General features: G+C 65.8%; 7 protein-coding genes. 4 read left to right on the top strand and 3 right to left on the bottom strand.

The features are described 5' to 3' along the window. Positions 1-28: 28 nt before the first annotated feature. Together BoBH3_RS09155 and BoBH3_RS09150 are read right to left on the bottom strand one after the other, a co-directional pair. Positions 29-5,134: an Ig-like domain-containing protein gene (locus tag BoBH3_RS09155; RefSeq protein WP_262330498.1), complete on the bottom strand. Its 5,106-nt coding sequence runs from the start codon at positions 5,132-5,134 to the stop codon at positions 29-31. Between the two features lie 123 nt (positions 5,135-5,257). Next, positions 5,258-6,037 (bottom strand): DeoR/GlpR family DNA-binding transcription regulator, encoded by a 780-nt coding sequence (locus BoBH3_RS09150; protein ID WP_262330497.1) that lies wholly within the window; start codon positions 6,035-6,037, stop codon positions 5,258-5,260. 77 nt (positions 6,038-6,114) lie between these two features. Between BoBH3_RS09150 and BoBH3_RS09145 the strand changes: the two genes are divergently transcribed. The 4 genes from BoBH3_RS09145 to BoBH3_RS09130 all read left to right on the top strand — a co-directional run bounded on the left by BoBH3_RS09145 (position 6,115) and on the right by BoBH3_RS09130 (position 11,230). Then, positions 6,115-6,393 (top strand): hypothetical protein, encoded by a 279-nt coding sequence (locus tag BoBH3_RS09145; RefSeq protein WP_262330496.1) that lies wholly within the window; start codon positions 6,115-6,117, stop codon positions 6,391-6,393. A gap of 194 nt (positions 6,394-6,587) precedes the next feature. Beyond that, entirely contained in the window at positions 6,588-6,935 is a 348-nt protein-coding gene (locus BoBH3_RS09140) for a hypothetical protein (protein ID WP_262330495.1), read from the top strand. After that, complete coding sequence (locus BoBH3_RS09135; RefSeq protein ID WP_262330494.1) at positions 6,935-8,065, top strand: efflux RND transporter periplasmic adaptor subunit; 1,131 nt, start codon at positions 6,935-6,937, stop codon at positions 8,063-8,065. Before BoBH3_RS09140 ends, BoBH3_RS09135 begins: the two co-directional genes overlap by 1 nt. Before the next feature lie 3 nt (positions 8,066-8,068). Next, the gene (locus BoBH3_RS09130) at positions 8,069-11,230 is read left to right on the top strand and encodes an efflux RND transporter permease subunit (RefSeq protein ID WP_262330493.1); all 3,162 of its coding nucleotides are present in this window, start codon (positions 8,069-8,071) and stop codon (positions 11,228-11,230) included. 114 nt (positions 11,231-11,344) lie between these two features. Here the strand turns inward: BoBH3_RS09130 and BoBH3_RS09125 are convergent, their stop codons facing one another. Further along, positions 11,345-12,127 (bottom strand): DUF2272 domain-containing protein, encoded by a 783-nt coding sequence (locus tag BoBH3_RS09125; RefSeq protein WP_262330492.1) that lies wholly within the window; start codon positions 12,125-12,127, stop codon positions 11,345-11,347. Positions 12,128-12,390 lie beyond the last annotated feature (263 nt).

The following is a 12,390-nucleotide window of genomic DNA, read 5'->3' as shown; positions in this document are numbered from 1 at the left end:
CTTCTCGTTTGTCGCCTGAGCCGTGGTCTCAGACGAAGCGGAAGTCGTCCTGGGCGAGGCTGGAGAGCTGGACGCCCTTCAACGTCAGCGTGGTGTCGGCGTCGACGGTGAAAACGACATCGCCGCCCACCTGATCGGCCGCGTCCATCGCGGTCGCGAAATCGGCGAAGACATCGGTGTCGAACTCCAGCACGTCCGAGCTCGAGCCCGTCGTCTTGAAGTCGGTGACGATGTCCTTGCCGAAGCCGGCCGCGAAGACGAAGACGTCATGGCCGGAACCCCCGGTCAGGATGTCGTCCCCCGCGCCGCCGACGATCCGGTCGTCTCCGGAGCCACCGTCGATGGTGTCGTTGCCGGCGCCGCCGAGCACGATGTCGTCGCCCGAGCCGGCATCGACCACGTCGTTGCCTTCACCACCCTCGATCCGATCGTCGCCGGAGCCGGCCTTGATCGTGTCGTTGCCGATGCCGCCGGTGACCACGTCGTCGCCCGAACCGCCGTCGAGGGTGTCGTCACCCTCGCCGCCGGCGAGCGTGTCGTTGCCGGCGCCGCCCTTCAGCGTGTCGTTGCCGGCCCCACCGTCGAGGTTCTCGGCGCCATTGCCACCGGTGACGACGTCGTTGCCGGCGCCGAAGAGCAGCTTCTCGATGTTGCTGAAGCTGTTCGTGCCGATGCCTGAGCCCGAGGCCTTGCCGCCCGCGAAGTCGACGGTGACCGGCCCGGTCGCCGCCGAGAGGTCGAGCGTGTCGAAGCCCGCCCCGCCATCGATGACGTTATGGCCCAGCCCGCCGACGAAGACGTTGTCGCCGTCATCGCCGATCAGGGTGTCGTCGCCGGCGCCGCCGATGACGTTCTCGATCGAGACGAGTTCGTCGGAGCCGGCCTCGTCGCCCTCGGCATAGCCTTCGGCGAGGTTGACCGTCACGCCGGCCGTGTCGCCGGAGTAGTTGGCTGTGTCGATGCCGTCGCCGCCGTCGAGCAGGTCGTCGCCCGCGCCACCGATCAGGACGTCGTTGCCGACGCCGCCGAACAGCGCATCGTCGTCCGCACCGCCCTTCAGCAGGTCGTCGCCCTCGTCGCCGGAGAGCGTGTCGTCGCCTTCGCCGCCATCGATCACGTCGTCGCCTGCGCCGCCCGAAACCTCGTCGTCGCCGGCCTGCGCCGCGATGACGTCATCGCCGGCCGTCCCGGTGATCGTGTCGTCACCAGCCGTGCCCGCCGGGACTTCCGGCTCGGGCGCCACCGTGACGATGACGTTGCCGGTCGCGGTGCCGCCCTTGCCGTCGGAGACGACATAGGAGAACGACGCCTCGCCCTCGAAGCCTTCGGCCGGCGTGAAGACGACGCGACCGTTGACGTCGAGCGCGACCGTGCCGCCGGCGCCGGCCGCAACGGAGAGGATGACGAGGGTGTCGCCGTCCGCATCCGTGTCATTGGCCAGCAGCAACGCCGGATCGATCGTCAGCACCGCACCGTATTGGGTGCCGAGGCCGGTGTCGTTGGCCGCCACCGGAACAGCGTTCGGCGGGCTGATCGTCAGGTTGACCGTGGCTTCGGTCTTGCCGCCGCGCCCGTCATTCACCAGCACGGTGAAGCTGTCCTCCCCGGTGAAACCGGTGGCGGGCATGTAGCGATAGGTGCCGTCCGTATAGACGAAGACCGTGCCATGAGCCGCCGCCTGCTTGAGGCTGAAGATCAGCGACGAGCCGGCGTCCTGGTCCGAAGCCGAGACCTGGCCGGTGACGAGAGCGTTCAGCAGGCCGGAGACCTCGCTGTCCACCGCCGTCGGAGCGTGGTTCACCGGCAGCGTGTCGCCGGCATCGGCGATCTTGACGAAGTGGACGTCGTCGAGCGCCACGCCCGCGCCCCAGGAGTCCTTCACGCCCGTGTCCATGAACTCCAGCCGGTTGGTGCCGTTGCCGGAGCCGCCCTTCACCTCGAAGCTCAGCGTCACCCAGCTCGCGCCGGTCTGCGGGGGCAGGCCATCGAAGATGACCTCGCCGTTCCACAGCACGATGATGCCGTCGTCGAAGCGCCCGGTATCGGAGTCGGAGAGCGAGAAGCTCACACGGTAGGTCGCGTCGGTTTCCGCCTGGGAGATCGTCTGGCCGATCCTGTTGCGGGCCGTCTGGCCGGCGCCGTCCATGTCGATCCAGAACTTGCCATCCTTGGCAACGACGCCGCCATAATTGTCGAGGTGCTGCTCGATGCGCTTGAAGTTGGCGTTCGTCCAGCCGAGGATCTGACCGTCTAAGTTCCGGTAGCCCCAGTCGGCCCCGCCATTGTAGCCGCTGGACTCGCTGATGTCCTCGAAGCTGCCGTTGACGATGAGGTCGGTGCCAATCGCCACCTGCGACGTCGACGACTTGACGGTCAGGTTCACGGTTGCGGTGTCCTTGCCGCCTCGGCCGTCATCCACCAGGTAGGTGAAGCTGTCCGCGCCGCTGAAGCCGGCGGTGGGCGTGTAGCGATAGGTGCCGTCCGTGTAGACGAAGACCGTGCCGTGGGCCGCTGCCGTCCCGAGGCTGTAGATCAGAGAGCTGTCGGCGTCCTGGTCCGTTGCCGAGAGCTGACCGGAGATGACCGTGTCCTTCAGGCCCTGGGCCTGGCCGTCGACAGCTGTCGGCGCCTGGTTCGCCGGCAGGGTATCGCCGACATTCGCGATCTTGACGAAGCGCACATCGTCCAGCGCCGTGCCTGCGCCCCAGGAGTCGGTCACGCCCTTGTCGATGAACTCGAGGCGGTTCGTGCCGTTGCCGGAGCCACCCTTCACCTCGAAGCTCAGCGTCGTCCAGCTTGCGCTGGTCTGCGGCGGCAGGCCGTCGAAGATGACCTCGCCATTCCACAGCACGATCACGCCGTCGTCGTAGTTGTTCCTGTCGGAGTCGGAGAGCGAGAAGCTCACCCGATAGGTCGCATCAGTCTCGACATGGGCGATGGACTGGCCGATCCGGTCGACGGTCGTTCCCGTCTGCGAATGGTCCATGTCGATCCACATCCGGCCATCCTTGGCGACGACGCCGCCATAGTTGTCCCAGTGCTGCTCGATGCGCTTGTTGTTGACGTTGGTCCAGCCGAGGATCTGGCCGTCCTGGTTACGGTAGCCCCAGTCGCTGGGGCCGTTGTTGCCGGAGGACTCGCTGATGTCCTCGAAGCTGCCGTTCACCATCAGGTCGGTGCCGAGAAGGATGCCCTGCGCGACGGTGAAGTCGACGGTCGACTCGACGATGCCGCCATGCCCGTCATTCACCAGATAGCTGAAGCTGTCGGCGCCGGTGAAGCCGGCAGCCGGCGTGTACCTGTAGGTTCCGTCCGCATTGAAGACGAGCGTGCCATGGGCGGGGCCGTCGCCGAGGCTGTAGGTCAGCGTGTCGCCATTGGCGTCGGTGGCCACGACCTTGCCGCTGAACGGGACATCCTGGCTGATGACGAGATCGACATCCGGGGTCTCCGGCGCGACGTTGCCGGGGCTCGGCAGCACCGGATCGGCGACCTTCAACAGGCGGAGATCGTCGAGCGTGGCGCCGAAGCTCTCGCCCGCGCCCTCGAAGACGAGGTCGTTGGAGCCGTCGCCCGCACCGCCCTTGAGCATGAAATGCAGCTTGTCGCCGCCAGCGGACGGGACGCCCTCGAAGATCACCTGACCGCCCCAGAGGACACGCACACCGTCATCGCCCGTCGGCAGGTCCGCCAGCGAGAAGCTCAGGCGATAGACCGCGCCGGTCTCGACGCTCGGGACATCATAGGAAAGAGTGCCCTCGGGGAAATCGCCTGCGGCGACGAGATCGGTGCCGACCGCGACCGAGGAGGGGATGGCGAGGGCGGGCGCGTTGGCGAGCAGGTCCTGAAGGCCGGGCAGCACGGCCGCGACCTCGGCATCGGTGCCGTCCACGGCGAGCGCCGCAAGCTGTGCGCCGGTCAGCGTGAAGCCGTCGGCGGTGGTGATCGAGGCGGGCAGATGCGCCGGATCGACGCCGTTGAGCAGAACGAGCGCGTCGTTGCCCGCGCGGATGATCAGGTTGTTGCCGTTGCGGATGACGCTGACGCCGGCCGGGGCTACGCCGTCGAAGACGATCGTGCTGGTCGAGTCGAGCGAGACAAGATCGATGCCGTCGCCGGCGCGGAAGACCACCTGGTCGCCCGTCGCGACGATCACATCGTTGCCGGCGCCGCCGGAGAGAATGTCCGCCCCCGTGCCGCCGGCGAGGTAGTCGTTGCCCGAACCGCCGACGAGACGGTCGTTGCCGGCGCCGCCGAAGAGCAGGTCGTTGCCGGCATCGCCGTAGAGCACATCGTCACCGAGGCCGCCGCGGACGATGTCATCGCCCGACATGGCGTAGATGACATCCTCGTCGGTGCCGCCGTTGATTTCGGTTCCGAGATCCGTGCCATAGACGACGGTCGCACCGTTGAGGAGCTTTTCGAGCGCCGGACGGGCGAGCTGCGTGTTGTCGTTGATAATGCCGTCGACGCCCAGGCTGAGGGCGTTGCGGACGTCGGATTCGTTGCCCGCGACGGTCCAGCCATTGACCTTGAGGCCGGCCGCCTGCGCAGCCGCAACCGTCTCCTTCGTGATCAGCGCCATCTGCGGCGCAAGGCCGTCCAGTTCACCCATCGTACCCTGCGGGTTCGTGACGTTGGCGATCTTCGCGTCAGTGATGTTGTCGGTCAGCCAGACCAGCGGGAAATCGACGTCGTATTTGTCGTCCATCAGGTCGCGGAGGACCTTGTGGTCGGTCGCGAAGGTCTGGAAGACGATCCGCTCCGGATCGGCGAAGTCGGCCGCGACGAGATCGGCCAGCATGGCGTCATAGGTCGCGTAGCCCGTGCTCTTGGTCTCGACCAAGATTCCGAGCTTGCGGCCGGTCTCGAGCTCCATCTGCTTCGTCAGCGCGATGATCTGGTCGAAGGTGATGATGCCTGGGACCGCTGCCTTCACCTCGGCATAGGTCATGTTGGCGATGCCGCCCGGAAGATCGTCATGATAGCTGACCAACTCGCCATCCTTGGTCAGACGGAGGTCGATCTCGATGAAGTCGGCACCGTACTTGAACGCCCACTTGTAAGCGTCCGCCTCGTTGTCCGTGTAGGGGTTGGTGCCGCGATGGGCGTAAAGAACGGGCTGGTCAGCCATGACTCATCTCCAGAAACAGGCAATAGTCGGTCGTTCCCGGCAGCGGGTATGCTGCGGGCATTCGTAAAAGTCGGATTGGGATGACGAGCTGCGCCCGTGTGGGCGCAGCCTCTTCTCGTTGGGCTACGGCCTCACGGCCGCCTCCGCGCTCGTGACGAGCTGGACGCCGGAATGATCCAGCATCTGGCGGATCGCCGTCGGCGGCTCTGTCTCGCAGAACACCGCGGTGACCTGATCGATGTGCCCGCCATGGACATGGGCCGGGCGCGTGAACTTCGAGGAATCCAGCACGAGGTAGGATCTGCGGCAGTTGCGCAGCATCGCCTCGCGGGCGCGCACCTCCTCCTCCGAGAAATCGAGCAGCGAGCCGTCCGCATCGATACCGCCGACGCCGAAGATCGCGATGTCGACCTTGTAGGACGCGAAGAAGGCGTCGACCGTCGATCCGCAGACGTCGAGATCGCCGCCGCGGACGGTGCCCCCGGCGATCGCCAGCGAGAAATCGGAGTTCTGCCCGACCATCACCGCAAGCGGCAGGTTGTTCGTCACGATCTTGAGCTGCCGGTGCGCCAGCAGGGCCTCCGCGACGAACTGCACGGTGGTGCCGATGCCCAGCGAGATCGATTCTCCGTCGCCCACGCGGCTCGCGACGCTCGCCGCAATGCTCTGCTTGGCTTCGCGGTTCAGCACGCGACGGTCCTTGAATGTGAGGTTCCCGCTGCGGGCGAGGCTTTCGATGCCACCATGCCGGCGCCTGGCGACGCCCATATCGCAGAGCGCGACGAGATCGCGCCGGATCGTCTGGGTGGCGACGGCGAAATGCGCCGCCAGCTCTTCGACACTGATGAAATCCCTGCTGCGCAGCATTTCGGCAATAGCCGTCTGCCGCCCGTCGGAACCCATCGCGGTGTTCAAATGAATGCCATTCATGTTCATGTGACTGCGATAGCGTCGCCCTGTGACGCCTGTGCGACGGTTAAATGAAGGCGAATGCAGAAGTTCAAATTGTCGGGACTGTCTCCGAGACGGCAAAAACCGGCATCCAGACCGCGGCAGGAAATGCTGAGACGGCAAAGCTGGCGTTGTTTCTGAGATTCCCGGTCCAGCTCGCTTCATTGCCGGAGCGCGCCTGTAAGCAGGCCGAGCGCTTCCTGTCCCGGCCGGAGAGCGCCCTCGCACGCTGGGCAAATCGCTCTCCCGAATTCGCATTCGTCAACGAAGTGCCGCGCCCGCGGCGCGCTCATTCGAGCTTCATTTGAATAGGCGCGCTGCGTCGGCGCGCCGTCTTGAGAGCGGCACTCGTCTGCCCCCGCCTCCATGGCCCCCTATCACGGCCGCTGATTGGGCCCTGTCGAGCGAAAGAACGCCTCAACTGGGCTGCGATCGCCTGCGATGCCAGTCCTTCCGAGCCGAGCATGCCGGCTCCACGGCCGTCTGCATCGTCAGCGTCACCTTGCTTTCGGTCGCCTTCGCGGGTTGGCTGCTTGCGCCGCTGAAAGGCTGGGCGCGCTGGCTGATCGGCCTCGGCTCGCTGCTCATGATCGTCGCCACGCCAGCCTCGATGGCGCTGGGACTAGCGATCTCGGCTCCGGTCCTGCTGCGGCAAGTGCGCGCCTTTCGCCGCACTGACGCCGAGAAGCCGGCACGCATGGCGGAACAGGCACCATCAGGAGATTATCTGTGTGTGTTATTGGGTTCCGATGAAATTGTGATGGGCGTTGCTCTATCAAAAGCGACGGATGTCGGCATTGTAGGCAGTCGAACGCAGCTGATCTCTGGGTCAATCATGCGGGGGTTATGATGGCATTTCGATTGTTCGCCTCGGTCGCAGCCTTGGCGCTCCTGCTCGGCGCCTGCAACGAGCGGCAAGCCTCGCATCCCCCGTCCGCCCCTCCTCCGCCCGCCGTGGGCGTCATGGCCGCCGCCAAGAAGGGCGTGACCTGGACCTACTCCTTCGTGGGCCGCATCAAGGCGCCTGAGAGCGTGTCGTTGATGGCGCGCGTCCAGGGCTTCCTCGAAAAGGTGCAGTTCACCGAGGGGCAGGACGTCAAGGCCGGAGAGGTGCTCTACCAGATCGAGAAGGTGCAGTATCAGGCGCAGGTCGACCAGGCGGAGGCCAATGTCGCCTCGGCCAAGGCCGCGGAGCTGAATGCTCAGCTCACCTACAACCGCTCGCTCGACCTGGTGAAGACGCAGGCGGTGTCGCAGGCGACGCTCGACAGCAACCGCGCGGGCCTCGACATGGCCCATGCGCAGGTCCTGCAGAACGAGGCGGCTCTGACCCAGGCCAAGGAGAATCTCCGCTACACCGACGTCATCGCCCCGATAGCCGGCCGCATCGGCCGCACCACCTATACGCAAGGCAACCTCGTCGGCCCCACCAGCTCCCCACTCGCGACCATCGTCAGCCAGGACCCGATGTATGTCCTGTTCCAGGTCAGCGTCCGACAGCTCGAGGAGATCCGGGATCAGCGCAAGCAGGAGGATGGTGGCCAGTCCAAGATCTCGATCGTCGTTCGCCTGCCGACCGGCAAGGAATACGCCCATGCCGGGGTGTGGAACTACACCGATCCGCAGGTCGACCAGCAGACCGACACCGTGACCATGCGCGCGACGCTGCCCAATCCGGAGCGCCGACTCATCGACGGCGAGTTCGTCTCGGTCGAAATCCGCGAGCGCCGCGAGCAGCCTCGCCTCGTCGTGCCGCAGGCGGCGGTCCAGGTCGACCAAGCCGGCAGCTATGTCCTGGTCGTCGACAAGGACAACAAGGTCCAGCAGCGCCGGATCCGGCTGGGAACGCAGCAAGGCGCCGATTTCGTCGTCGATTCCGGGCTTGAAGAGGGCGAGAACGTCATCGTCGACGGCGTCCTGAAGGTCCGTCCCGGCTTGACGGTGACCGCGACGCCGTTCGCTCCGGCCAGCGGAGGTTGAGCCTTGATCTCCTCCGTCTTCGTCGACCGGCCGCGGCTCGCCTTCGTCATCTCGATCGTGATCACGCTGGCGGGCATTCTCGCCATCTTCTCGATTCCGGTCGCACAGTTCCCTGATATCGTGCCGCCGCAGGTTTCGCTGACGGCGAACTATCCGGGCGCCGACGCGGAGGTGGTGGAGACCACGGTCGCCCAGCCGATCGAGCAGCAGATCAACGGCGTCGACAACGCGCTCTACTACCAGTCGACCAGCGGCGCCGACGGCAGCTACTCCCTGACCGTCACCTTCGCGCTCGGCACGAACCCCGACATCAACACGGTCAACGTGCAGAACCGCGCCGCGCTCGCGACCCCGCAGTTGCCGAGCGAAGTGTCTCGCCAGGGCCTGACCATTCGCAAGAAGTCGGCGGCGCTGCTGCAGGTGGTCGAGATCCATTCGCCCAAGCACAGCTTCGATTCGCTCTATCTGAGCAACTACGCCACCATCAACATCATCGACGCCCTGGCGCGCATTCCGGGCGTCGGCCAGGTCAGCCTGTTCGGCCCGCTCGACTATTCGCTCAGGGTCTGGCTCGACCCCACCAAGCTGACGGCGCTCAGCCTGACGCCGAGCGACGTCATCACGGCCGTCCAGGGGCAGAATGTGCAGGCGGCGCTCGGGCGCATCGGCGCCGCGCCGGTCAGCAGCGACCAGCAGTACCAGCTCACCGTCAAGACGCAGGGCCGGCTGACCAAGCCCGAAGAGTTCTCCAACATCGTCCTGCGGACCAATCCCGGAGGGTCGGTGGTGCGGGTCAAGGACGTCGCCCGCGTCGAGATGGGCTCGCGCACCTCCGATCGCTACAGTCGCTTCAACGGCGCTCCCGGCGCGGCCATGGGCATCTATCAGTCGCCCGGCGCCAACGCGATCGAGGTCGCCACACGCGTGCGTGCGACGATGGAGGAGCTGTCCAAGCGCTTCCCGGACGACCTCAGCCACGGCATCTTCTTCGACACGACCGTGTTCGTGAGCGCCACGATCGACGAGGTCATCAAGACGCTCGGCGAGGCCTTCATCCTGGTCGGCATCGTGGTCTTCCTCTTCCTCGGCAAGCTCAGGACGACGATCATTCCCCTGATCGCGGTGCCGGTCTCGATCATCGGCACCTTCGCCGTGATGCTGATGATCGGGTACACGGCCAACACCGTCTCGCTTCTGGCGCTCGTGCTCGCCATCGGCATCGTCGTCGACGACGCCATCGTGGTCATCGAGAACGTGGAGCGCGTCGTCGAGGAGGAGCCGGACCTCACCATTGCAGAGGCGACCAAGAAGGCGATGGCCGAGATCACCGGCCCGATCATTGCGATCACCTTCGTCCTGCTGGCGGTCTTCGTGCCCGTCGCCTTCATCCCCGGCATCAGCGGCCAGCTTTTCCGGCAGTTCGCCGTCGCCGTTTCGGTCGCGATGCTGATCTCGGCCGTCAACGCGCTGACGCTGAGCCCGGCGCTGTGCTCCCTCCTGATCACGCGCAGCCACGGCACCGGCGGCCCCATGCGCTACGTGATGAACGGCATCGACAAGGTCCGCGACGGCTACGCATCCATCGTCCGGCGCCTCGTGCGCATCGCGATCGTGGTGGTGTTCGTGCTCGCCGGCATCGTCGCGACGACCGGCTGGTTGTTCGTCACCACGCCGCAGAGCTTCCTGCCGGAAGAGGATCAGGGCGCGTTCTTCATCGCCATGCGCCTGCCGGAGGGCGCCTCGGTGAACCGCACCGCAGCGGTGGTCGAGCAGGTCGAGAACATCGTCCGGCCGATCGACGGCGTCGAAGGCGTGCTCTCGGTCGTCGGCTTCAATTTCATCGACGGCCTCGCCTCCTCAAACCAGGCCTTCTTCGTCGTCCGCCTCAAGCCGTTCGAGGACCGCAAGGCCGCGGCGCAGAGCGCCAACGGCATCATCGGCATCCTCCGGCCGCACCTGGCAGCGGTCCAACAGGCGACGGTCTTCCCGTTCAACCTGCCGCCGATCATCGGCCTCGGCAGCACCGGCGGCTTCCAGTACGTGCTGGAGGCACTGCAGGGGCAATCGCCGACCGATATCGCCGCGACCATGCGCGGCCTGCTCGTCGCCGCCAACCAGCAGCCCGAGCTCGCCGCCGTGTTCAGTACCTTCGCCGCCGACACGCCGCAGATCTATCTCGACATCGATCGCGACAAGGCACAGGTGCTCGGCGTGCAGATCGCCGACGTCTTCAGCGCCCTGCAGGCCACGCTGGGCGGCTACTACGTCAACGACTTCAACGTCTTCGGCCGCACCTGGCAGGTCAATGTCCAGGCCGAGACGCCCTTCCGCAGCTCCGTCACCGACATCGGCAGGATCTATGTCCGCAACAATGCGGGCACGATGGTGCCGATCAACGCCATCGCGCAGGTGCGCCTCGTCACCGGTCCGCAGGCACTGACACGCTATAACGGCTATCGCGCCGTGATCATCAACGGCTCTGGCAGGCCGGGCGTCAGCTCGGGCGAGTCGCTCGCCGCGATGGAGCGAATCTCGGCGACCACGCTGCCGGCCGGCTACGGCTTCGAATGGACGGGCACCGCACTTCAGGAAAAGGCCGCAAGTGGCCGCACGGGCGCCGTTCTCGCGCTCGCGGTGTTGTTCGCCTATCTCTTTTTGGTCGCGCTCTACGAAAGCTGGAACGTGCCGGTCGCGGTGCTGCTCTCGGTCTCCGCTGCGATCATGGGCGCCGTCGCATCGATCGCAATTACCGGCGTCAGCCTCGGGGTCTATGCGCAGATCGGGCTCGTCGTACTGATCGCCCTCGCAGCCAAGAACGGCATCCTGATCGTCGAATTCGCCCTGGAGCAACGGGCCAAGGGCGAGTCGATCCACGAATCCGCCATTTCAGGAGCAAGGCTCCGGTTCCGGCCGGTGATGATGACGAGCTTTGCCTTCATCCTCGGCCTGCTCCCGCTGGTCATCGCCACCGGCGCGGGCGCGCTCAGCCGCAGGGCTGTCGGCACGCCGGTCTTCGGCGGCATGCTCTTCGCCTCGCTGTTCGGCATCTTCCTGGTCCCGATGCTCTATGTCGTCTTCCAGTGGATGCGGGAGCGCGTGCGCGGGAAAGCGAAGGACGACGAGCTGCTCGGTGGTGACTCGGCCCCGGCACGCCCGGGGCATTGATCGAAAACCCGGACGGAGGCCGATCGCGACAGGCCCGGGCGGCAGCGCTGCTCAGCGGAAGCCATTTCATCGAGCGGTGACCGCTACGCCCCCACGACTACGCGCCGGCCCCGGCTATTGCGCCATGTTCTTCATGATCGCGATTTCGTTGCGGCTCCCGGCCAGGAAGCCGGTCGGCGTCAATCGATAGACCTTCACGTCCACGGTGTCGGTCGGGACATTGGCTCCGATCGCCCGCACGGAATCCTCAAGGACCTGGCATACGACATCGGTATGGGACTTGAACCCGTCGCTCGCCGCCGCGGTGTCATAGGTCTGGTGCCTGACCCGCCATTGAGCGATCAGGTCGCCGACCTCCGGCTTCTTCTCGGTGATGCGGAAGCCCCAGAACGGCGCGGCCCGATTGGCCTTCATCTTGACGATGCTGTCATGAATATAGACCGAGTGGCCCGCGGCGAATTTGAAAGCGGTATAGCCCCCTGCCCGCCTTATGAAGGCGCACATGCCGGCGGCCGACCATGGCCAGTCCCGGTGGCTGGTGTCGTTATCCGGTGGCCGCCCGCCGCCGAGCTCGTCCCACATCTTCAGGACCTCGTCCTTGAAGGGCTGGACACCCTCGCGGCCGCCGCCGCGATCGAACAGCGTCCAGTAGTGCATGACGGACGTCATCAGGCGAACGATGGCGTCACTCTTGGCCTCGGTGAGATAGCGATCCGACGCGAAACCGATCGTGGCCGAGCCGTTCAGCGGGGCCCGCACCTTCTTCCATTTCGTGCCGGTGTCCTCGATGAGGTCGCACACCGTGGCGAACGGCATCGTGCCCAGGATCGTGCCACTCTCCGAAGGTGAAGCCCTCAGGTTGAGGCCGTTATAGACGTTGCTGACGATATAGCGCATCGGATCCCCCTTCGGCTGCTTTGCAGACAGCATCGTTCCCGGGTTACCGATGGGTCTGTGAACCAGCGCACAGATCAGTGGACGGAGTCGGCACTATTCAGCGTCGCGGTATAAAGCTGCATCCGATCCTGACATAGCTGGCGGTATTATCTTTCAGCCCACACTCATGGTTCCTCCAAGTCGACATCGCGTCGGATGGCTCCGCTAGGCCGACGAGGCAATCATCCCGGCATGACGATGTTGTCTGCGCGTGTCCGGCGTGC

This window comes from Allobosea sp. BH3, from assembly GCF_025499465.1.
In the GTDB taxonomy this organism is placed as follows: Bacteria; Pseudomonadota; Alphaproteobacteria; order Rhizobiales; family Beijerinckiaceae; genus Allobosea.
The sequence above is the reverse complement of the archived record's forward strand: the minus strand, read 5'-3'. Positions and strand labels throughout refer to the sequence as shown.